11 protein-coding genes are annotated in these 23,936 nt (G+C 52.1%); 7 read left to right on the forward strand and 4 right to left on the reverse strand.

The features are described 5' to 3' along the window. Positions 1-31: 31 nt before the first annotated feature. Together ABD880_RS10445 and ABD880_RS10450 are read right to left on the reverse strand one after the other, a co-directional pair. On the reverse strand, positions 32-2,686 hold the full coding sequence (locus ABD880_RS10445; protein ID WP_345165532.1) for a cation-translocating P-type ATPase: 2,655 nt from the start codon (positions 2,684-2,686) through the stop codon (positions 32-34). Positions 2,687-2,928: 242 nt separating this feature from the next. Next, a complete protein-coding gene (locus tag ABD880_RS10450) occupies positions 2,929-3,219 on the reverse strand; it encodes a YciI family protein (protein WP_345165535.1) in 291 nt (96 codons plus the stop codon). Positions 3,220-3,520: 301 nt separating this feature from the next. On the opposite strand from ABD880_RS10450, the gene ABD880_RS10455 reads away from it, so the two are divergent. Beyond that, the gene (locus ABD880_RS10455) at positions 3,521-5,806 is read left to right on the forward strand and encodes a B12-binding domain-containing radical SAM protein (protein ID WP_345165538.1); all 2,286 of its coding nucleotides are present in this window, start codon (positions 3,521-3,523) and stop codon (positions 5,804-5,806) included. 42 nt (positions 5,807-5,848) lie between these two features. Here ABD880_RS10455 and ABD880_RS10460 read toward each other — a convergent pair whose 3' ends face one another. Further along, complete coding sequence (locus ABD880_RS10460) at positions 5,849-6,376, reverse strand: GNAT family N-acetyltransferase (protein ID WP_345165540.1); 528 nt, start codon at positions 6,374-6,376, stop codon at positions 5,849-5,851. 208 nt (positions 6,377-6,584) lie between these two features. On the opposite strand from ABD880_RS10460, the gene ABD880_RS10465 reads away from it, so the two are divergent. The 5 genes from ABD880_RS10465 to ABD880_RS10485 all read left to right on the forward strand — a co-directional run bounded on the left by ABD880_RS10465 (position 6,585) and on the right by ABD880_RS10485 (position 15,466). Beyond that, positions 6,585-7,238 carry a (2Fe-2S)-binding protein gene (locus tag ABD880_RS10465; protein ID WP_345165541.1) on the forward strand — a complete coding sequence of 218 codons (654 nt, stop codon included), beginning with the start codon at positions 6,585-6,587 and terminating at the stop codon, positions 7,236-7,238. Continuing rightward, complete coding sequence (locus ABD880_RS10470) at positions 7,235-8,218, forward strand: FAD binding domain-containing protein (RefSeq protein ID WP_345165544.1); 984 nt, start codon at positions 7,235-7,237, stop codon at positions 8,216-8,218. The genes ABD880_RS10465 and ABD880_RS10470 overlap by 4 nt, the downstream gene beginning before the upstream one ends. Positions 8,219-8,231: 13 nt before the next feature. Continuing rightward, positions 8,232-10,481 carry a xanthine dehydrogenase family protein molybdopterin-binding subunit gene (locus tag ABD880_RS10475; protein ID WP_345165545.1) on the forward strand — a complete coding sequence of 750 codons (2,250 nt, stop codon included), beginning with the start codon at positions 8,232-8,234 and terminating at the stop codon, positions 10,479-10,481. 787 nt (positions 10,482-11,268) lie between these two features. Further along, positions 11,269-14,085 (forward strand): TonB-dependent receptor, encoded by a 2,817-nt coding sequence (locus ABD880_RS10480; RefSeq protein WP_345165547.1) that lies wholly within the window; start codon positions 11,269-11,271, stop codon positions 14,083-14,085. A gap of 46 nt (positions 14,086-14,131) precedes the next feature. Then, on the forward strand, positions 14,132-15,466 hold the full coding sequence (locus ABD880_RS10485; RefSeq protein WP_345165549.1) for a T9SS C-terminal target domain-containing protein: 1,335 nt from the start codon (positions 14,132-14,134) through the stop codon (positions 15,464-15,466). A gap of 407 nt (positions 15,467-15,873) precedes the next feature. Here ABD880_RS10485 and ABD880_RS10490 read toward each other — a convergent pair whose 3' ends face one another. After that, positions 15,874-16,866: an AAA family ATPase gene (locus ABD880_RS10490; protein ID WP_345165552.1), complete on the reverse strand. Its 993-nt coding sequence runs from the start codon at positions 16,864-16,866 to the stop codon at positions 15,874-15,876. Between the two features lie 695 nt (positions 16,867-17,561). On the opposite strand from ABD880_RS10490, the gene ABD880_RS10495 reads away from it, so the two are divergent. Further along, on the forward strand, positions 17,562-23,897 hold the full coding sequence (locus ABD880_RS10495; RefSeq protein ID WP_345165554.1) for a T9SS type A sorting domain-containing protein: 6,336 nt from the start codon (positions 17,562-17,564) through the stop codon (positions 23,895-23,897). Positions 23,898-23,936: the final 39 nt, after the last annotated feature.

A 23,936-nucleotide genomic window follows, 5' to 3' on the forward strand; every position in this document is an offset into this window, starting at 1 on the left:
AGCGGCCTTTCTGTTTTAGTAACTCTTGTGACTACTTGACTAATTGCTTTTTCTCTGAGGCCCATGGCGTGAGCTTCCAGATTTCCATGAGGGCCACGGCACCCAAAGCCAGCCCGGCGGCTATCTTCCATTCGTCCCAGCCAAAGTCCGTAGGAATTGAGAAGATTTCGCGTACGCCTGGCAGCACCGTCAAGCCATATAGGCCAAAACACAGCAACACCGCCCCCAGCACGTATTTGTTTTCAAAGAAACCGGCCCCAAACGCAGTCTGGGTGTTAGAACGAGCGGCAAAGGTCTGCAGCGTACGGGCCAGAATCAAGGTGGTAAAGGCCATGGCGATGCTCATCTCCGGGGACTGCTGCAAGCCCAGCCACTGTGACACAATCACGGCCGCACCAATCAAGACCCCACGCGCAATCACAGATTTCATCATGCCACCGGCAAAAATCCCTTCGTTGATGTCACGCGGCTTGCGGCGCATCACATTGGGCTCTGCCTTCTCCATGCCCAGCGCAATGGCCGGCAATGAGTCATTTAAAAGGTTGATGAACAGCAATTGAATAGGATTGAACGGATTGACCCAGTCCAGCGCCAGCGCAAACAGAATGGCAATAATAGCGCCCAAGTTACCGGCAAACAGATAGGCAATGGCTTTCTTGATGTTGTCAAACACCGTCCTCCCCACGGCCACGGCACTCACAATAGACACAAAATTGTCATCTGTGAGAATCATGGCCGAGGCATCTTTGGCCACGTCGGTGCCGCTGCCCATGGCCACGCCAATGTCCGCTTGTTTGAGGGCGGGGGCGTCGTTTACGCCGTCGCCGGTCATGGCTGTGATTTTGCCTTTTCGTTGCCAGGCGCGCACAATCCGTATCTTATTCTCCGGCGAAACGCGGGCGTACACAGAGATTCTTTCCAGCTGCTGGTCCAGTTCCTCTTCAGACAGATCATCCAGTTCCTGCCCCGTCAAGGCGATGTCCTTTTCTTTCATCAAACCAATCTGCCGGGCAATGGCCTGAGCGGTGGTCTTATGGTCGCCGGTGATCATGACGGCCTTGATGCCCGCTTTTCTGGCTTCCTCAATAGAGTCAAATACTTCCTCGCGCGGCGGGTCTATCATGGCTTTCAGGCCCACCAACACCAGGTCCTGCTCATCCTCAAACGTAACGCCCCCAGAGGTAAACAAGGGCTTGTACCCGAAAGCCAGCACGCGCAGCGCCCGGTCAGAGAACTCTTCAATCTGCTGCCGGATGCCGTCCAGCAGTTCTTCTGTGACAGATTGTTCTTCACCGTTGACCAGTATGCGGCTACATCTGCCCAACACCACGTCTGGTCCACCTTTGGTCAGGAGCATGCGCTGTCCGTCAATGGTGTGCACGGTAGACATGAGCTTGCGGTCCGAGTCAAAAGGCAGTTCGGTCTCACGGGGAAATTCTCTTCTTAGCTTGGCATAGGGTTGCCGTTTCTCATTGCTGTAGGCAATGAGCGCTACCTCAGTAGGGTCGCCTAGTTCAGCGCCGTCTTGGTTGATGTGGGCGTCATTGCACAATACCGCTACTTGCATAAGCCACCGTTCAGAGACCGACCATTGCTCTGGATGGTTGGCAAACTGGTCCTCTGATTGACCGGGCAGGAAAGAGTCTACCACCGTCATTTTGTTCTGGGTGAGCGTACCGGTTTTGTCTGTGCAGATGACGCTGGTAGAGCCCAGGGTTTCTACGGCGGGCAGTTTACGAATGATGGCATGGCGGCGGGCCATTTTATGCGTGCCCACGGCCAGCACGATGGTGACAATAGAAGAAAGCGCTTCTGGAATGGCGGCTACGGCCACGGCCACGGCAAACATGAAGGCTTTGAGCAGTGCCCCGGTCATGTCTTGAGTCTCTGTACCAGTCCAGACCCTGAACGCCTCCACCCCGAAGATAAGAATACAGAGCGCCAGAATCACCCAGCCTAAACGCTTACTAAACGTAGCGAGCTTGCGCTGCAGTGGTGTTTGCTTGGCCTCTGCCGATGCCAGCAGACCGGCAATTTTTCCTATCTCGGTTTTCTCGGCGGTAGCCGTGACCACAAAATTACCACGCCCATAAACGACCAGTGCGCCGCTGTACACCATGTTTTTGCGGTCGCCTAAGGGAGATTCTCCCGTGATGGGATCTGTATGTTTTTCTACGGGTTCAGACTCGCCGGTGAGCATGCCCTCATTTACCCGCAAAGAACTGCTCTCCAGCACGCGCCCATCGGCGGCCACGTAGTCGCCGGCCTCTAGGGTTACCACGTCGCCGGGCACCAGCTCACGCGCCGCCATGGTTTGTTTTACGCCGTCACGCAGTACTTTGGCAGACGGCGCCGTCATCTGCCTAAGCGCGTCCAGGGCACCTTCGGCCTTTTTGGTCTGCACCACGCCCACCACCGCATTAAGTAGCACTACGGCAAAGATGATGACGGCTTCCATGACCTCACCCAAGGCCAACTGTACCAAGGCCGCCAGCAAAAGCACCACCACCATGGGGTCTTTGAAGGTTTCCAGAATCAGTTTCCAGACAGGATCACGGTCGGCTTCCTTCAGCTCATTGTAGCCGGCCGTCTGCAACCGTTGCTGTGCCTCTGCCGAAGTGAGTCCCTGCGCCGTTGCGTTGAATTCTTGTAAGACGTCTTGAACGGACTGCTGATATGATTCCATGGGTTTGCGTTGCGGGTGATTGAGATTTTCTACTGACTAAGTCTTCCTGCTGCTGTCCTCACTCTAGACGAAGGCAATTGTTTGCTCTACCTAGTGGCTACAGTCAAAACCAACAATCCCTTTTACTTGTTTAAACCAAGCGGGTTAAGTCTGGCAATGGCTTTCGCAGAAAATTACGTCAGGATTCTCTTTAGCAGGCACTCTTTACAACCAGTAGACAATCAACCTGTCCCGCAAAGAAATCAAGCTTCTAACAAAGCCGTCATCCTCGCTTCTGCCCTGGAGGCCACAAACTCAATCACGCGCACGGCGGCCAGATCCTGGTACACAAAGGGATCTTCTTCCATCAGCGCTTCTACCTCTGCTTTGCTAGAAGCTTTGCAGAAGATGAGGCCGCCGTCACGTGGAACCTTGCGCCCCGAGGCCAGGAACTTGCCCTGCCCGTAGTACTTCTCCAGAAAGGCCATGTGCTCGGCCATGAAGGGTTCAACCTCAGTAAGGGCTACTTTGTAAGTAAGTTCTATGATAAACATACAGTGTGTTTTGATGGATGGACAAAGCTAACCGTTCTCTCCGTTTTTGGCCTACTTTCTGAAAAACAGGCCAAAAACGAATTTTAGATAGTTGTATCTCCTCTGAAGAACCTAAAAAATAGTGCAGACCATGGCGCAAGCGTCCGCTTGTGTCCGCACGCATTCCAGATCAACAATGCGTGCGGACACAAGCGCACGCTTGCGCCATGCAGACCATCGAACTCAATCCAAGGCTATGCTGTTTTCCTCTCACTTGTACACAAGGTTGTTTTTAGGCTGATTTCCCTAAAACAAGCTAAAAATGCATTTCACCCCGACTCAGGACTCTGAACTCAAGACTCAGAACTCTTTCTTGTATCTTTGCACAAATTTGATTCCCTTGACGCATTCGCCCAAAATCTTGCTCATCACGCCGCCGCTCACGCAGTTGAACACGCCGTACCCGGCTACTGCCTACATCAAAGGCTTTCTGCGCGGACGCGGGTTTGACGTCACGCAGGCAGACTTCGGGTTGGAGTTGGTGCTTCGGCTGTTCTCCAGGAAAGGATTGAACCAAGTGTTTCAGGCCATTCTGGAGGGCACCTATGAGTTGTCAGACAACAGCCAGCGCATGTTGCGGCTACGCAGGTCGTACCTGGACACCATTGAGCCGGTCATCAAGTTTTTACAAGGCCGGGATAGCACCTTGGCGCACCCTATTGCCATGGGCTCCTTCTTGCCAGAGGCCAGCCGTTTTTTGCAATTGGCAGATTTGGAGGAAGCCTTCGGGACGATGGGCATCTCAGACAAAGCCCGTCACCTGGCTACGCTGTACTTAGAGGACCTGGCGGATTTAATCAAGGAGACTGTTTGTCCGCACTTCGGGTTTAGCCGCTACGCCGACAAGCTGGCCATGAGCGCCACGTCCTTTGACCCGCTGGAGAATGAGTTGCAGACTTCGCCCAACCTGGTGGACCAAATGCTATTGGACATTTTGGATGAGCGCCTGCAGGAAGTCCAGCCCGACGTAGTGGGTTTCTCGGTGCCTTTCCCGGGCAATTTGTACGGCGCCTTGCGTCTGGCCCAGCTCATTAAACAGAAGTACCCGCACATCAAAACCTTGATGGGCGGCGGCTACCCTAACACAGAACTCAGGACCCTGCGCGAGCCGCGGGTGTTCAACTACATAGATTTTATCACGCTGGATGACGGCGAAGGCCCTTGGCTCAAGTTGCTGGAGTATTTCCAAAGCCAGCGGAGCGGAGAGCAACTGCAACGCACCTTCCTGCTCCAAAACGGCGAGGTCCAATACATCAACGGTGCCGCGGATGCCGATATTCCGCACGCCGAGGTAGGCACGCCGGATTACAGCGATTTAAAAATCCATGAATACCTGAGCGTGGTGGAAGTGCTCAATCCCATGCACCGCCTCTGGAGTGACGGCCGCTGGAACAAGCTCACCATCGCGCATGGCTGCTACTGGAAACGCTGCTCCTTCTGCGACATCACCTTAGACTATATTTCGCGCTATGAGACTGCGCCGGCTACTTTGCTGGTGGACCGCATTGAGCAGATTATTGCGCAGACCGGCCAGACCGGTTTCCACTTTGTGGACGAGGCCGCGCCTCCCCTCGCCTTGCGTGACTTGGCCATTGAGCTGTTGCGCCGAGGCGTCAAGATTACCTGGTGGGGCAACATCCGGTTCGAGAAAACCTTCAGTGCAGACCTTTGCCGCTTACTCGCGGAGAGCGGTTGCATAGCCGTGTCGGGGGGCTTGGAAGTGGCCTCTGATAGATTGCTGGCGAAGATGGAAAAAGGCGTGAGCATTGCCCAAGTGGCGAGAGTGACGCGTGATTTCACCGCCGCCGGTATCATGGTGCACGCGTATTTGATGTACGGCTTCCCGACGCAGACTGCGCAAGAGACCATGGATTCTCTGGAAGTGGTGCGCCAGTTGTTTGAGCAGAACGTGATTCAGAGTGGCTACTGGCACCGGTTCTCCATGACCGCGCACAGCCCCGTGGGCAAGAACCCCGAGAAATATGGCGTTGTGAAAGTAGGCCCAGAGCCGGGCTTGTTCGCGGACAATGACCTGTGGCACGAGGACCCGCAAGGCGCCGACCATGAACTTTACGGCCCTGGACTGGCCAAGGCCCTCTATAACTTCATGCACGGCATTGGGCTGGAAGAGCCGCTTTCCTTTTGGTTTGATTTCAAGGTGCCTCGCGCCTCGCACCCAAAGAACATGATTGCCCAAGCGGTAGAAGCCATCGGTAAACCAGATTCTGAGAAGCAGAACCTGCGGGTGCTGTGGTTGGGTAATGCGCCAGAGATAAAAGTGGAAATGAAGACCAAGAAAGGCCGCACGTTCCACAACGCCCTGCTCACCTTCACCGAGAAAACCGAGGAGTACGAAATCAAGACCTCGCCAGAGGTGGGGCAATGGCTCCATACTTGGCTTACGCGCTTATCTGAAGACTACGGCACCAAGTTCCTGCTCAAAGACCTGGCCGCTGATTACCCCGAAGACCAGCCCTTCACCTTCCAGGAATTCCTGATTACGGACACGTGGCTGGACTTGCGCGAGCGGGGTCTGTTGGTGGTATAAGCATTTTTGGCCTGTTTTCCAGAAATCAGGCCAAAAACGGCCTTATATATTGCGTTGCATATACAAATCCCGCTGCACGTCTTGGCCCAGGACAAAGGTCAGTTCACCGGCTTCGGCAAAGCCGTATTTCTGGTAGAACCGGATGGCACGCTCGTTGCTTTCCCAAACCGTGAGCCAAACCACGTCATGCCCGTTTTCTTTAGCGCGGTCCAGGCTCATCTGCATTAAGGTGTCTCCCAGTCCTCTGCCCGTCCAGGCTTGCAACAAGTACAGCCGGCTTATCTGAAAAGGCTTCTCTCCTGAGATTTCTGCAGGCGCGGGTCCCGTATTCCATTTCACGTACGCCACCGCCTCGCCTTCTGCTTCTACCACCATGAAACCCGTTTTAGGGTCAAGTAGCTCTTCTGCCTGGATTTCTGGCGTATAAGCCGTGGGCCGGAAGGCTTCCATGTCCTCAGGGGTATTGTAAGCGGCAAATGTCTCGTCAAAGGTGCGCCAGCCTAAGTCTGCCAGTAACGCGGCATCATCAAGAGTGGCTATTCTGAAGGTAAAGGGAGTGGAAGGAGTCACGGGCTGGAATTCGTTTCCGCAAAGATACGTGCCGCGCCCGTTTTTGGCTTGTTTTGGTGAAATCAGGCCAAAAACAAAAGGACTCCACGGATGAATGGCATCCTCTTGGGAAACGACCTATGTGCTTACATTAATTTAGACTGCTTCTAATCGCTCACCTACGTATTATTACTTTAGCAAACCTAACTAGTCACTCAATTCCCTCTATATGGCATTTGACAACGATTCTCCCCACGCGCTCCCTACCGGGGAAGATGGGCAATGCCCCAATGAAGCCCGCCGAACCTTCCTGAAACAGTCCTCGCTTTTGACGGCCATGGCCCTGGCACCTACCGCCGCCATAAAAGCCGCCGAGTTGAAGCTGGAGGAGAAAGTGGCCGCCGCCTTTGAGCAGGTGAAAGTGACCCTGGACATCAACGGCAAAAAGCACAAGCTTTCTATTGAGCCCCGCACCACGCTCCTGGATTTACTGCGCGAGCAACTGCACCTGACCGGCACCAAGAAAGGCTGTGACTACGGCCAATGCGGCGCTTGTACTGTCCACGTAGATGGCCAGCGGGTGAACTCCTGCCTGACCTTGGCGGTGATGCAGGACGGCAAGGAAATCACCACCATTGAGGGACTGGCCAACGGCGACAAACTACACCCCATGCAGGAGGCGTTCATCAAGCATGACGGTTTCCAGTGTGGGTACTGCACGCCGGGTCAGATTATGAGCGCGGTGGCCTGCATCAAAGAAGGCCACGCCGATTCTGACGACGAGATACGGGAGTTCATGAGCGGCAACATCTGCCGGTGCGGGGCTTACCCCAACATTGTGAATGCCATCAAAGAAGTGAAGAATGGAGGGCAGCGCGTATGATTCCGTTCCAATATATAAAGCCCAGCAAGGCGCAGGCGGCCATTGACACCGTCGCCAAAGACCAGACCGCCATGTTCATTGCCGGCGGCACCAACCTCATTGACCTCATGAAGCGCGGCGTCATGAATCCCGAGAAGCTGGTGGACATCAACAAACTGCCCCTGCGTAAGATTGAGAAAGAAGACGGCGGCACGCACATTGGGGCTTTGGCTTTGAACAGCGCCGTGGCCGAGGATAAGCTTATTCTGGAGAAACATCCGTTGTTGGCGCAGGCCTTGAACGCGGGTGCCTCGGCGCAGCTCAGGAACATGGCCACGGTAGGAGGCAATTTGATGCAACGCGTACGCTGTCCGTACTTTTATGACACGGCCATGCCGTGCAACAAGCGCGAGCCCGGCACCGGTTGCAGTGCCCTGGAAGGCTACAACCGTATGCATGCCATCTTCGGGCACAGTGACAAATGCATCGCCGTGAACCCCAGTGACATGAACGTGGCATTGGTCGCGCTGGACGCTACCGTCTTGGTCTCTGGCCCTAAAGGCGACAGAAAAATGCCGTTCATAGACTTTCACAGACTGCCCGGAGACACGCCGCATATTGACACCAACCTACAGAAAGGCGAGTTGATTACGGCGGTGCAGATTCCGGAGAACCCTTACACCAAACACGTGCATTATTTGAAAGTGCGGGACCGCAATTCCTATGCCTTTGCACTGGTGTCGGCGGCGGCGGCCTTGGAGCTAAACGGTTCTACCATCAAATCAGCGAGGCTGGCGATGGGCGGCGTGGCACATAAACCTTGGCGCTTAACGGAAGCCGAGCAGTTTCTGGCCGGCAAACCCGCTACAGAAGCCACGTTCAAGCAAGCCGCTGAGGTGGCCATGCGCGGCGCGAAGGCTTTTGAGCACAATAAATTCAAATTAGAACTCGGGCCCAATACGCTTGTACAGGCTTTGAAAAACGCGGCCGGCGCCGTTTAACCCTCTCCTAGATATGAAAGATTTGTTCTTCCAAGATAACGTGGGCAAGCCCATGGACCGGGTAGATGGCCGCCTCAAAGTGACCGGTGCCGCCAAATACTCCGCTGAATACCAGTTACCCAACATGGCGCACGCCGTGCTGGTGGGCAGCACCGTGGCCAAAGGCCGCATCAAAAGCATTGACACCAAACGCGCCGAAAACGCACCCGGCGTGCTGGCGGTGTTGCATCATTTAAACGCACCCAAAGTGCCCGGCTATGTGCAGGCGTCACACCCCACAGAGCCCAAGCCGGTGGGTCAGCCTTTGCGCGTATTCTTTGACAACCAGGTTTACTTTAACGACCAGCCCATTGCCGTGGTAGTGGCAGACACCTTGGAGCGCGCCCTATACGCGGCCAAACTGGTGAAGGCCCAATATGACGAAGAGAAACACGCCACGGATTTCAACAAGCAGGTAAAGGAAGCGGTTTTGCCCACCTCGGCGAAGCGCAACCCTAAGCACCCCTTGAATGACTACACCCGGGGCCAAGAAGGTGCTTATAAATCCGAGAACCTCAAAGTTGAAGGTGAATACGTGATTCCTACGGAGGTGCATCATCCTATGGAGCTACAAGCCATCATTGCGCATTGGGAAGCTGACAACAAGCTCACGGTGTATGACAAAACCCAGGCGGTGGTGGGCACGCAAAATGCCTTCGCAAAAGACTGGGGAATCCCGGTGGAGAACGTGAAAGTGATTGCCACGTTTGTGGGCGGCGCCTTCGGGAATGGCTTGCATACCTGGCCCCATGAAACCGCCGCCATCATGGCCGCTAAAAAAGTAAACAGACCCGTCAAGCTGATGCTCACGCGAGAGCAGATGTTCACCATGGTGGGTTATCGGCCGCATGCCTGGCAGAAGGTGGGCATGAGCGCCACGCCGCAGGGTAAAATCACCGCCATTACGCATGAGGCCATCGGGCAGACGTCTTCGTATGAGGAGTTCACCGAGGCCACTCTACAGCAGACGCGCATGATGTACACCAGCCCCAACGTGACCACCCGCTACCGAATTCTGCCTCTTGACATCTCTACGCCCATTTGGATGCGCGGTCCCGGTGAGGCGACTGGTGCGTTTGCTCTGGAGTCTGCCATGGACGAGATGGCGCACGTCCTGGGCATGGACCCGCTGGAATTCAGGTTGCTCAACCACACGGACAAAGACCCTGAGAAGAATCTGCCTTGGTCTACCAAATACCTGAAAGAAGCCATGCAAATGGGCGCCGAGCGCATTGGCTGGAACAAGCGCCAACTCAAACCGGGCTCTGTTAAAAACGGCGAATGGCTGGTGGGCTACGGCATGGGCGTAGGCACCTTCGGGGCAAACCGCGGCAGAGCTGTGGTGCGCGCTACCTTGTACCCAGACAATAAACTGGTCTTGCAATGCGCCACCACGGATATCGGTCCAGGAACAGGCACGGCCATGGTGCAGATTGCCTCCAAGAACTTGGGGATTCCGGCAGAGAACATCGTCTTTGAACTGGGGAGCTCCTTGTATCCGCCTTCGCCCAGTCAAGGCGGTTCTGCCACCGTGGCCAGTGTAGGCTCTGCGGTGCATGCGGCCTGCATGGCGCTTAAGAAGAAGTTGACTACTATGGTAGCCGGCAATGCAGACTCCAGCTTTAAAGGGGCAACGGTAGAAACACTCACATTCAAAGACGGCGCCCTTTCTGCCACTAATTCTCCTTCTACTCGCCTGAAGTATGGAGACATCTTAAAGCAACAAAAACTGACGGAACTGGAAGTCACCGAAGAATCTAAACCAGACCCAGAGGCGCGGCAGAAATACTCTATGTACTCGTTCTCGGTGCATTTCGCCGAGGTGCAGGTACATCCAATGACGGGTCAGATTAAGGTAACCAAACTGGTTTCCTGCGCAGACGCAGGTACCATCATCAACCCGAAGACCGCGGGCAACCAGATGATTGGCGGCGCGGTGGGCGGCATCGGCATGGCCCTCACCGAAGGCACCGTCATGGACCACCGGTACGGCCGCTACGTGACCAAAGATCTAGCGGATTACCACTTGCCGGTGCACGCAGACGCGCCTAACATTGAGGCCCTGTTCGTCAACAAGCCGGACCTCATCAACAACCCGAACGGCACTAAAGGCATAGGTGAGATTGCCACCATTGGCGTGGCCCCGGCCATTGCCAACGCCATCTTCAATGCCACGGGCAAGCGTATTAGAGAACTACCTATCACGCCAGACAAGTTGATTTAACTATAGGTTATTCAAGAGAAAAGCCGCTCTACCTTTTTGGAAGAGCGGCTTTTCGTTTTTGGCTTGTTTTCTGGAAAAAAGGCTAAAAACAACATAACTGCCCGCCGTTGTTGGTGTTCTCACCAACGGCTCATAACTGCTAGCCAAGGACCTATCCTCTATAGCGCGGATGCCATTTCCGTGACTCATTGCCGTGCGCTTCCGTGGGCTGTTCCTGAGAAGGTTCTTTCTTCCGGTGCCCTTATGCCGTTTTGTTTCATTGTCTCCGCCAAGCGCTCACGGCCGCGGGGCCCCGTCTTCCCCCCTCGCGCTGTACCAGCTTGCCTCCTTTGCATGGCTACTTCCTTGCTTCTTTAACTAATATTGCTTTGCCGTTACTGCCGTCCTGCCAGAGGCGGCAACCTGCTTAGGCGACTCGTCAGAAAGACTGGAATAGGTGCGTTTGGTAAAGGCCTTTGCCAAACGCAGACTCCCCCTTGAGGGTTGCCCAAACGAGAGTTTGAGGCACCGAGCGCAGCTCTAAGGGGGGTGTTTACACTAGCCGGCAAATTAACCAGCAATTGATAATCAGCAATTGACAATCAACAATCAGCAATAAAAGTGTTTTTAGCCTCTTTCCTAGAAAACAGGCTAAAAACGAAAATTAACTAATAGTGGATGTACCTGATTCATACCTTAACAGTCCCATAACATTCTGCCTATGCTTTTAACAATAGCATAATTTGGCCTTAATCTTCAGGTAAAGGGCTCCCTCTACTTTTGCATCGAGACTAATCATCAAGATGTCATGAGAACTTTTCTACTCACCCTCCTCCTTATCAACACCGCCTGGGTGGCCTACGGGCAACAAGGCACCCTCACCGGAAAAGTAAAAGACGGCAAGACCGGCGAAGGACTGATTGGCGCCGTGGTTTCTGTGACGGGCTCCAGCGTGGCCACGCCAACTGACTATGAAGGCAATTTCACTCTTCCCTTAAAACCCGGCACATATAGCATCACCGCTACCTATGTTTCTTACACGCCTTTCACGCAGGGCAATGTCACCATCACGGCCGGCCAAACCACATCTCTCAACCTCAACCTAACCGAAGACTCCAAAAGCCTGCAAGAAGTAACGGTAGTAGCCGAGCGCCAGACCAACACCGACATCTCCCTCATCAAAGACTTAAAGCAGAGTGAAGTAGTGGTGAGCGGTATGTCCAGTGAGCAGATTGTCAAGGCGCAGGACCGGGACGCTGCTGAGGCCGTGAAGAGAATCCCAGGCGTCACCATCCAGGACAACCGCTTTATTATAGTAAGAGGTTTGAGCGAGCGCTACAATTCTGTTTTGCTAAACAATGCGCTCACACCCAGCTCTGAAGTGGACGTAAGAGCCTTTTCCTTTGATGTCCTGCCCACCAGCGTCATAGACAGGATTCTGGTCTATAAGTCGCCGGCCCCCGAATTACCCGGTGATTTTGCTGGTGGGGCTATCAAAGTCAGCACCAAGAATACCGTGGGTGAGAACAGCACCAGTTTCAACTTCGCGACGTCTTTTAGACAGGGCACCACCTTCCAGGATTTCTACACAGACAAAGCCAGCAACTTAGATATGTGGGGCTTGGGAAGCAAAGACAGAAGCCTACCTAGCGGCCTCCCGTCTACCAACAAATTCCAGGCCCTGGACTATGCAACCAAAGCGCAATACGGTCAGCAATTAGGTTTACGCAACGTGTGGACCCCTACCAATACCACGGCCACTCCAGACCTACGCTTTAACCTGGGATTGAACAGATTGCTAGACATTGCTGATTTCAGGCTGTCCAGCATCTCAGCCCTTACTTATTCTAATACGCGTCTGAATCAGAACATCTCGCGCTGGGATTACCAAGAGGCAAGAGATGGTGAAGCCGTTGAAGTCAATTGGGCTTATCAAGATGATGTTTCCAGCAACACGGTGCGCCTGGGGGCTTTGCAGAACTTCTCGCTTAGGCTCAATGAGAACAACAAGATTGAGTTCCGAAACCTGTTCAATCAGATTGGCATCAACGAGGCTACCGTGCGAGAAGGCCTGAACATGGAAACGGGCACCACGCAAGAGGAACGGAACTATGCCCTTCGCTATGAGACTAGGACCATTTACACCGGCCAGTTGCAAGGCACGCACACCACAGACAATCAACTCAACACCTACACCTGGACCACGGGCTTCAACTTCTTGAACCGCCAGGAGCCAGACTTGAGACGGGTAAGAACGCAACGCGATGCCGGTTCTGAAGGCCCGTACAAAGTGCAGATTTCTACCAACTCCACGCCCTATGACGCCGGCCGGTTCTACTCTAACTTGGATGAGACAGCCTTCATCGCCGAAGGCCAGTTCCAACACCTGTTCCAAGCCACCGACTCAGCAGACCTGGAGACGGCACCCAAGTTTAAAGCCGGGTTTTATGTAGAGCGCAAAGACCGTGGCTTTAATGCCCGCACCTTAACCTACAAACGCAACACCGGCATCAATGGCGGTCGTACGGAAGATGCCATCTTGAACCTGCCCTTAGACCAAATCTTCGCACCTGAGAACCTCAACACGTCTACCGGTCTTCTTTTTGATGAGAGCACGTCAATTGCCGATAGATATGACGCTTCCAACACGCTGGGCGCTGGATACGTGGCCTTGTCCAAGACGTTTTTTGAGAAGGTTAATTTCTACGGAGGAGTACGCGCCGAATACAACATTAGAGAGGTAAAGACGGCAGACCAGGCTGGTCCTTCTAATGTAGACCAACGCAAGCTGTACATCCTGCCTTCCATCAACACGGCCTACAACTTCAGCCCTCGGTCACTGGTACGCTTAGCTTATGGTATGACAGTGAACAGACCCGAGTTTAGAGAGCAGGCCCGCTTCAGCTTCTATGACTTCAATGAAAACGCTTCGGTGCGCGGGAATCCTAATTTGAAAACCGCCACGGTTCATAACCTGGACATGCGCTATGAGTTCTACCCTACTCCTAATGAGTTGCTATCTGTAGGTGTCTTTTACAAGCACTTTATTGACCCCATTGAAACCCGCATTGAAACCGGCGCTGGCCGAAACCTCACCTTCTCTAACGGTGACTTCGCGAACAGCCTAGGCGTAGAGGTAGAAGCCAGAAAATCTTTCCAGGAACTGTCGGGCAATCGCTTCATCCAAGGCCACTCCTTAGTATTGAACGCCTCTGTGATTCACAGCGAAGTAAATCTAGGCGATATGGCCACGCAGGCCGAGCGCAAACGGCCGCTCATGGGGCAGTCGCCTTACATCATCAACACTGGTTTGTATTACCAGAACGACGAGACCGGCTGGCAGTATTCGCTCCTCTATAATGTGCTAGGCGAACGCGTGTATCGAGTGGGCAATGACGAGAACCCTTCCATCTATGAGATGCCCCGTCACGTGCTGGACTTCACGTTGACCAAGAATTTTAAAAGCGGATTACAACTGAAGGCCGGCGTGCAGGACCTACTCAACCAGAAATTCAAGTTTGTGGAGGACACAGACCAGGACGGAAAGGTGGAGAGCACCGACCTTACCTCCAGAAGTTACACCCGGGGCATGTACAGCACCATCGGCTTAGGCTACACTTTCTAATCTATATAAAACCACTTACCCACCCTATTTACTTAAAACCAGAATTATGAAAGACGCAAGAAAATTAGGACTACTCTTCTACCTGTTGTTAGTAGTCACGTTCACCGCTTGTACTGAGGACGAAGATGATTCGCCGTTGGTAGTCACCAAAGGACAGGGCGTATTGCAAGGCACTATCACCGCCAACAGAACCCTGGACGCCGACACCGTTTACACTCTCAAAGGCTTCGTGTATGTAGACAACAACGCCACCTTGACCATTGAGCCCGGCACCTTAATCAAAGGCGAAAAATCATCACAAGGAACATTAATTGTAAAAAGAGGCGCCAAGATTATGGCGCAGGGCACCGCAGAAAAACCCATTGTGTTCACCTCAAACCAGCCCAAAGGCCAACGCGCACCCGGCGACTGGGGCGGAGTGGTTATCTTGGGTAGAGCCAAGCAGAACCAAACCTCTGAGCCCGTAGTGGAAGGCGGTCCGGACGCGTACTACGGCGGCACCAATGACTTGGACAACTCTGGTGTGTTCAGCTATGTGCGCATTGAGTTTGCGGGTTACCCACTTCAGCCCAACAAAGAACTGAACGGCTTGACCATGGGCGCCGTTGGTTCTGGCACTAAGATAGACCACGTGCAGGTTTCTTTTGGCGGGGATGATGCCTTTGAGTGGTTTGGCGGTACGGTAAACGCTACGCACCTGGTGGCTTATAAAAACACCGATGACATGTTTGACACCGACTTCGGGTACAGCGGACGCGTACAGTTTGCCTTGGGCGTGAGTGACCCTAACTTATGGGATGTGGCCTCTGGCGGAGCTTCCAACGGTTTTGAGTCTGACAACGACGGCTCTGGCTCTACCTTGACACCTTTGACCACGGGTATTTTCTCTAACGTGACGATCATAGGCCCGGGCACCAACTTGCCAAGCGGTGCTCAGTTTGGTCAAGGCGCGCACTTGAAGAAAGGTACCAGCTTGTCTATCAGAAACTCCATCATCACGGGTTTTGCTAAAGGAATCACCTTGGATGGTGGCTTGGTGGAAGGCTATGCACAAAACAACAGCATCAAAATCATGAACACCGTGGTTTCTGGCGCTGGCGCCAACACAGCGGTAAACAAAGCTTCTTCTTCTTCTACCAGCGCTTTTAACGCCAGTGAGTGGTTCGCCAATTCATCTTACAACAACGGCATCAAAACCTCCGCAGAGTTAGGACTGGCTACTACTGCTCCTTACATGCCTACTGCTGGTTCTATGGCTTTGACGGGTGCTTCGTTCACTGGCTTGACTGGCTTTGAGAACGTGACACATCTGGGCGCTTTTGGAACGACCAACTGGACTACCGGCTGGACCAACTGGGATCCTCAGAACACAGACTACTAAACCTTATTTAAAATACGACGGTGTCTCTGAAGGGTGAGATACAAGGAGACACCGCCACTTGCCCCATGAAGTAGTCTCTCATGCGGCGGGGGCCTGCCAGCCATGGCAGGCTTTTTCTTTTTACCTACTTAGCGCTATCGCAGAAGCCGTTTTTGGTCTATTTTCTGAAAAACAGTGCAAAAACGGATGCTGTATCTACTACTTCGGCTTTAAAGCGGCTGCCTCTCAAACAGACCATTTAACTGGCGTTCCCTTTCATCCATAGAAAACTACCAAGGACGCCGTTTATAAAGCTGGTCTTAACTGTTGCAAGGTAGAAAGGCACTAAATGCAGAAGCCGTTTTTGGCCTACTTTCCAGAAAGTAGGCCAAAAACGGCTTCTGCATTTATAGAATTAAACTCTTTTATTAACTGATAGGCACTTTACGCAGGATAGATTCCACGAAGTCCTTGGTCTGCACATTGTCTGCTTCGGCTTCATAGTTCAAGATAATGCGGTGGCTTAGTACGTCAGAGGCTATCTCTTTGATGTCTTCTGGCAACACGTAGTCGCGCTCATCAAAGAAAGCTACGGCCTTAGCCGCCAGGTTCAAGGCAATGCTGGCTCTAGGCGACACCCCAAACTGCAGGTATTGCGCGAAGTCGTTCAGGTCATAATCTGCCGGGCGTCTTGAGGCGAAGACAAGCTCAATAATATACCGCTCTAACGTCTCAGAAATCTGCACCTGGTTGATGGCATTCCGGATGTCAAAGATGTCCTGTTTGGTTAATATGGTGTTGACGGTACTGCTGTAAGACAAGTTAGACATCCGGCGCATTACTTCCAGTTCATCTGCCTTGGTCAGGTAATCCACATAGACTTTCATCATGAAGCGGTCTACCTGCGCCTCGGGCAAAGGGTAGGTCCCCTCCTGCTCTACCGGGTTTTGGGTAGCCAGTACCAAGAAAGGCAAATCCAGGCGGTAGGTTTTATCCCCAATGGTTACCTGCTTCTCCTGCATGGCCTCCAGCAAGGCAGACTGCACCTTAGCCGGGGAGCGGTTCACCTCATCCGCCAGAATCAAGTTGGCGAAGATGGGGCCTTTCTTTACCTCAAAGGCAGACGAGCTTTGATTGTAGATCATGGTGCCAATCAAGTCAGAGGGTAGCAAGTCGGGCGTGAATTGGATACGGGAGAAGTTCAGGTGCAAGACCTTGGCCAGCGTATTAATGGTCAAAGTCTTAGCCAAACCTGGAACACCTTCTAACAGGATATGCCCGTTCGTAAATAGACCAATCAATAAGCGGTTGACCATGTACTGCTGGCCCACTACCACTTTGCCTACTTCCTTGAATACCTGCTTTATCTTAAGCTGGTGCTCCCGAATCCTTTCCTGAAATAAGAGATCGTCCGTCTGCATATCTACTTTATTGGCTAAAACGCAAGATACCTAATTCTATTGGTTCAATGGTACAACAGTCTTACCAAGCTTATAAGGCTTTACTCACAGTCATGGTGTTCCTCTTAAGCATACTGCCTTAAAAAGAGCGAAGCCGCTAACTATGGGCACTAAGAACAGGCTATGCAAACTCTGGTCATAACACTGTTCTGCTTCGATGTTTTTCAAATATTAAATCCATTAGATTCTATAATGGTATTTGCCCTAAGGCATACATTACGTCATATCACTACCTAAAGAATATGACCGCGCAAACACATTATCATTAAAATCAATTAAACATCAATCCAATCATACCTAAATTCAATACATATAATTATTTAAGGATAATTATATAATCATTTTAAAAGTATTGATTCCCTAAACAATACGTATTTATTCTTGACTTATTATCAATTGCCCTTGTAAGTGATTTACAGCCTGTTTTTAACGGATTAAATACGGACTCGCCCTCATTTTCTATTCATCGTGTTTTTTGCCGTATTCATCGAATTGCTTTTCTCCTACCGGAACTTTATAGTCAATTTTGGACTGTCTTAATACAAACAGGCAAAGACTAACAACCTTACATATAGCAAAACTGCAATAATAGGTCATCAATTAGTTTTACCCCTGGTTTTAAGTCAAAGAGCTTAGAGATTACAATTAGATAAAACATGATGAAACACCCCTTACTCCTGGCACTCCTTGTTTTGTTTCTACTCCCGCTCACTATGCATGGTGAGGGGTCAAAACAACTGACACCCAACCTGTCAACCGCAGCACTTACAGATCCTAACAATGACAAGGCAGGTTATTTGGCACATGATGCCAACTTTCCTAGTGCCAGCGGGGTGTCTATTACATCTTTGAGCTTTTTAAAGCCTGCTGGTTTTAGCCGTAACGGGGCTACCTTTTCTGCAGATCACAGACTTTTAATCAGGGTCAAGAGCGGGGAACGCCTATTTTACGGGGTGCGCAGAGCTATTCATGACCAGACCACTGCCAACCAAGGTGATTTGACCATCACCATTAGACGAGCCGCCAACAGCACTGACCAGGTAGGCACCATTGTACAAACGACTACTTTGGCCCGTAACCAATCTTCAACCAGGCACATGCTGCTAGCTACCCAGGCAGGGGTAATTGGTAATGCAACCCAAGCGAATGCTGGACCCAGATTTAGTTTAAACGGCACTGTCATCAATAATGCCGGATATGACCCGCTTGGCTTTATTAACAACACGGGCGCAGACCAGGATTACTGGGTGGAGTTTGAACAAGTAGGAGAATCTTCCTGGACAGATGATGGCCGCAGATTTTCTGTGTATGACTTATGGGATTTTACGGTAATTGACGCAGCCGGCGCAGAGAAACCAGGACGTATGCGCAGTAAGCTTTGGTCATTCTCTGCTGGTGGCACTACAAACGTGTTCTCAAAGAACTTTAACATGTATCCGCTTATCCCAAGCGAAGACCAACCCAATGCATTCTTCGTTAAGAAGGTTGAATTGGCAGGCATTGCCCCCCAGAACTTCTTCCGGTTTGTGACCAACAAATTTGGGTCCACTACAGCCGCGGGCGCATCTTATACAGACCGCAGAAAAAGCCAGACAACCCAAACGGATTATCCAGAGCTTTTCAATTTTGTTAACAACCCAGACATATCTATTTGGCCTTCTGCTACCGCGCCTACTTTTACGGTAGGTCTTAACTCGGTGTGTAACCCCACCACCAATGGGGGTAAGTCTATTTTCACTCTCAACACAACAGAGAGCAGCACCTTTATCGTCTTAATCAACTTGAATGGCACACCTGGCTACCAGCCTGGCACGGCCGATGTGTTATTGGAGTCTACTGGTGCCAAAGGCGCGCGCACGGTAGAATGGAATGGTCTGAATGGACTGGGCCAGGCGGTTGCCAAAGGCACTACCTTAAACTACTTTTTTAGAAACAACAGTGCCCCTATCCATTTTCCGGTGTGGGATGCCGAAGCCAACATAGGCGGCTTTAGAGTAGAAGACGTGCGCCCAATGGCTGGCTCTAACTACAACGGCCTTTTGTTCTGGGACGATTCTAACTTACCCATCTCTTCTTTTCCTTCGCCGCAGACCGAATTATATGGCGTTGAATCTACAAACGGTGCCCATACCTGGGGGTCTGCCTCTGCTACTGCCGGCGACTTAAAGACAGTCAACACCTGGACGTATGGGTATACAGGCTCTTCTACTCAAACGGCAGCTTTCAACTATGATTGTAGCGCAGACGTGGCTGTAACCAACGTAGCCTCAGGGAGTCCTTATGTGATGGGCCAACCATTCACGTACACCGTGACCGTGACCAACAACGGCCCCATTCCTGCTACCAACATCCAGGTAACAGACAAGCTGGATGCCACCAAGCTGACATTTATAAGCACTTCCGATGCTAGTAATTACAATGCCAGCACAGGCGTATGGAACGTGGGAACATTAGCCGTTGGGTCTTCCAGGACGCTTACCATCACGGCTCAACCCATAGTGACAGGGCCTATTTCTGCCACCGCTACCCAAACACACACAGAGGCAGACAATGACGCCTCTAACAACAGTGCTACCGCTACCATTACGGTGCAGCCATCTGCAGATATTGAGGTAAAGAATGTCAGCGACAAGTCCACCTACAATAACGGAGACTTGGTAACCTACACCATCACCGCCAGAAACATTGGCCCTAATGCGGCTACCGGCGTATCTATCACAGACAAGCTACCAGCAGGATTAACCCTGGAGGGCACGCCTGCCAATTACAATGCCACTACCGGCGTTTGGACGGTTGGCGGCCTAGCCGTGAATGAGACAAAAACGCTTACGTTAACGGCCCGCATCACCTCACTAGGGTCTAAAACCACCACCGCCACGCTTGACAGCCGCACAGGTTTTGAACTGGACACCAACAGCAGCAACAACACTTCTTCTAACACTATTACAGTAGCTCCGGTAGCAGACGTAGCCGTGACCAGCTCAGTGTCTAACGCCAACCCGGGTCAGAATGAGATTGTCTCCTTCACTATTAGAGCTGTGAACAACGGCCCTAACAGCGCCACCAATGTATCTTTGGCCAATGCAATTCCTGCAGGCATGGAAATCACCAGTTCAACTACCAGCTTTGGCAGCTTTGACAAGAACACAGGCATTTGGACAGTGGGCACCATGGCAAACGGCGCCAGCCAGACACTGACGGTATTTGCCAGAGCAGCTGCTACCGGCACCTATGCCATCCAGAGCACGCAGACACATACCGAATATGACGCACAAGCTGCCAACAACACGGCAACTTCTAGCTTTACGGTAAAGGCCACGGCAGATGTAGCCGTGACCAACACTGTATCACCTGGGCCTTATAGCACCAACACAGTAGTTACTTATACGGTTGGGGTCACCAACAACGGACCTAGCACGGCTACCAATGTGGTGGTGACAGATAAACTACCTTCTTCTTTGACCTTTGTAAGCGCTGTGGGCGGCACATATGATGCCGGCACCGGCGTGTGGACGGTTGGCACCTTGGCAAGCGGCGCCTCTGCTACCCTGCAAATTACCGCCACCATCAATCAAAGTGCAGTAATTACCACCACCGCAACGCAGTCGCACACAGAGTATGACAATGTCATGGGTAATAACAGCGCCTCAACCAGCATTCAATCTGGAACCGGGGTGATCACCGCTGACATTGCTGTGGCCACGTCTACACCTAAGACAGGATATGTAACAGGAGAGTCTGTTCCATTTAGAGTGTTGGTTACCAATACGGGCCCAGATGCAGCCACTAACGTTACGATTGCGGCAGCTCTGCCTGCTGGCATGACCTTGACGGGCACTAACCCAAAGGTTGGCACCTATAGCAACGGCACTTGGACCATCCCTACCTTGGCGGCTGGCGCCTCAACAGAATTGTTCTTAACAGGAACCCCCAATGTAGACACGGGTGTTACCGGAGACAAGTCGTATACCGTTACGGCCTCCCGCACTGGTACCCCTGAACAGGCAGACAACAACACCGCCAACAACACCTCGTCTACTGCCATCCAGGTGAGTAAATCTACAGACGTGGCAACGTCCATTACCATCACCAGCAACGACCCTTCTGGCAATTTCTACAACGGCATTACAGAAGCTACCTTTAGAATTACTGTGACTAACAATGGTCCAGACGTAGTAACAAGCCTAGTGGGACAAGATACCAGAACCGGTGCCATCACGTTTACGGGCTTAGCCGCTCCAGCTGGAACAACCTTCAACCCAGAAACAGGTTTCTGGACTGTAGGCACTCTTCAGGTAGGTGAATCAAAAACCCTAGTGCTTACAGGGATTCCTAACCGCGCGGGACGCTTTAACCTAGGTGGTAGCGTATACCACCTTGACCAGACAGATACCAACTCAGAAAACAACAGAGCGGTAGCGTTAATGAATGTATTGCCAGTGGCAGAGTTAGCAGTGACCAATACAGCTTCTTCTGCCACGTTCAACAACGGTGAGCAAAGCACCTTTACTGTAACCGTGCAAAACAATGGCCCAGACGCCGCAACAGGCGTAGTCATTGAGGACAAATTACCGGCCGGCCTTACCTTGGTAAGCGCAAAGGCTTCTATGGGCACATATGATGCAGCCACTGGCCTTTGGACGCTTGGCTCTGACATCTTGCCGGGCGCCAGCAATGCCCAGACGTTGGTTTTAACGGTTAAGCCGCAAGCGGCCGCTACCTACAGCACTACGGCGTCTGTGCACACCGCTACCCAGTATGACAACCAGTCGGCCAACAATACAGCCACGGCTACCATTCAAGGTGCAGCCTCTGCTGATATTATGATCAGTAGCTCCATTGCCAGCGGCCCATACTACGTGGGAGGCAAATATGTAGTGACGGTGACGGCCACCAACTTAGGTCCTAACACCGCTACCAATACCATCATTGGGGCAGAAGTAGCCAACGGCTTGATTCTGGTACCAGGCAGCGGCGTGCCAAGCCAAGGAACATCCATCAACCCAGAGACCCAGGCATGGACCATCCCTACCCTGGCCGTCAATGGCACGGCTACGCTTACCTTGCTGGTTGAGCCTACTACCATTGGCATTCTTAACAGCACGGTGTACAAAGCCTTCTCTACAGAAAACGACCCTAACGGCGGCAACACAAAAAGCGGCAACAACGTCTCTATGGTCTATCTAAGCATTACGGACCGTGAGGCCGCTGCCAATGTGCTCTTAGACAACAAGCACATGTTCAACCTGAAGACGGGTGACCGCATAGCCATCATTACAGACCCAGACGGCGCCATTACCAACGCAACTGTGGCAAGCGGCTCTTTGCCAGCGGGCATGCGCCTTACCAACACCGGCGAACTGCAAGTAGACTACAGATTTAACGTAGAGCCTGGCACCTATACCTTCGCGGTGAACACTACAGATGCCTTTGGCGGCATGAGCACCACCAGCATTACCTATTCCATCTCTGGTGACTGGGACATGGACGGGGTATTAGATGTAAATGACCTGGACGCCAACAACGACGGCGTGCTGGCAGACCCTATAGACGCGGGGTATGCCCCATTGTCCAAACCAAATGGCATCTATCTCTTCTTGGACAAGACGTTTGTACACCCTACGTATGGCGCCTTTAGAGATGTAAACAACGATGACATCAATGACGTGTTTGACTTAGACTTAGACGGTCTGATCAGAGGCTACGACATTGACAAGGACGGTGACGGCATTCCTAACGCCGTAGAGGCAAACGGGGGCAAAATCCCGGCGGCCTCTACCGGATACAATCCGCAGCTAGGCTATTTTACGGGCCCGGTTAGCGCCAACGGCATGCCTATTGGTGCCCAAACGGCCAACAACAGCGGCGTGTCTATTCTACCAAATCCAGACACAGACGGAGACGGCTTCCCTGACCAGACAGACGTTGACTCTGACAATGACGGCATCTTAGATAACGTAGAAGCCCAGACGACAGCAGGATTTGTGAATGGCCTTGGAACAGACCGCGACAATGACGGCTTAAGCGATGGCTTTGACCCAACCACGGGCGGCATCATGATTTCACCGGTAGACTCAGACAAGGACGGCATTCCAGATTATCTGGACTCAGACAGCGACAATGATGACCTTTCTGACAACATTGAAGGCTTTGACGAAAACGGCGACGGCTTGAATCTGGAAGAACTGAAGAACAGAGGCAAGCTTTTTGAAGAAGCCACCGGCAAGGGTTACTACGTAGTGAGCGAAGATGGCACGGCTCTTTGGCTGGCCATGAAAGACAACAAACCTGCGTTCTTAACCAAAGGAAGCATCTATTACCGTGACACAGACTTTGATGGCCTGGTAGATTTATTTGACACAGACAATGGCGGCCGTAGTGCTTCTCTCCAAACGAATGAACAAGGAGAATACGCCTACAGAACCTATTCACCAGTTGATCCGCTTCCTGTGACCTTGGTAAACTTTGACGGCAAGGCCCAAGCCAAAGGCGTGCAACTGACATGGTCTACCGCCACTGAGATCAACAATGAGAAGTTCTTGGTAGAGCGCAGCACCAACGGCAAGACGTTCCAGACCATTGGCCAAGTGAAAGGCGCTGGCAACAGCAACCAATTGCGCAACTACGGCTACCTGGACGCCACCAGCCCAGTAGGCACCGTGTACTACCGCTTAAAACAGATTGACTTTGACGGGCAGTTTGAATACAGCAAAGTAATTGCCGTAAAAGCTAAGGCCGGCACCACTGCCACCGTTAAATTGAACGCGTATCCAAACCCTACCACAGGGGCGGTGAACCTGGACTTGAGCGGTTTGGCCAGCGGCAAGGTCACCATCTTGGTGTACAGCTTAGACGGACGCTTGGTGCAGACCAGCCAAGTACAAGGCGGTGGCAATCAAAAAGTAGACCTCAGCAACCTGGCAGTGGGCACCTACCTACTAAAAGTAAGCACACCAGAGGGCATGCTCTTAGAAAGAATAGTGAAACAATAAGTGTAAAGCACTTTATAAAACAGAAGAGGCGCTCACATG

Source organism: Nibribacter koreensis (assembly GCF_039541795.1).
In the GTDB taxonomy this organism is placed as follows: domain Bacteria; phylum Bacteroidota; class Bacteroidia; order Cytophagales; family Hymenobacteraceae; genus Nibribacter; species Nibribacter koreensis.

Bases quoted from the DNA above. Each gene is read 5' to 3' on its own strand.
- ABD880_RS10445 (WP_345165532.1), bottom strand. From the start codon at position 2,686: ATGGAATCATATCAGCAGTCCGTTCAAGACGTCTTACAAGAATTCAAC.
- ABD880_RS10450 (WP_345165535.1), bottom strand. From the start codon at position 3,219: ATGTTTATCATAGAACTTACTTACAAAGTAGCCCTTACTGAGGTTGAA.
- ABD880_RS10455 (WP_345165538.1), top strand. From the start codon at position 3,521: ATGCATTTCACCCCGACTCAGGACTCTGAACTCAAGACTCAGAACTCT.
- ABD880_RS10465 (WP_345165541.1), top strand. From the start codon at position 6,585: ATGGCATTTGACAACGATTCTCCCCACGCGCTCCCTACCGGGGAAGAT.
- ABD880_RS10470 (WP_345165544.1), top strand. From the start codon at position 7,235: ATGATTCCGTTCCAATATATAAAGCCCAGCAAGGCGCAGGCGGCCATT.
- ABD880_RS10475 (WP_345165545.1), top strand. From the start codon at position 8,232: ATGAAAGATTTGTTCTTCCAAGATAACGTGGGCAAGCCCATGGACCGG.
- ABD880_RS10480 (WP_345165547.1), top strand. From the start codon at position 11,269: ATGAGAACTTTTCTACTCACCCTCCTCCTTATCAACACCGCCTGGGTG.
- ABD880_RS10485 (WP_345165549.1), top strand. From the start codon at position 14,132: ATGAAAGACGCAAGAAAATTAGGACTACTCTTCTACCTGTTGTTAGTA.
- ABD880_RS10490 (WP_345165552.1), bottom strand. From the start codon at position 16,866: ATGCAGACGGACGATCTCTTATTTCAGGAAAGGATTCGGGAGCACCAG.
- ABD880_RS10495 (WP_345165554.1), top strand. From the start codon at position 17,562: ATGATGAAACACCCCTTACTCCTGGCACTCCTTGTTTTGTTTCTACTC.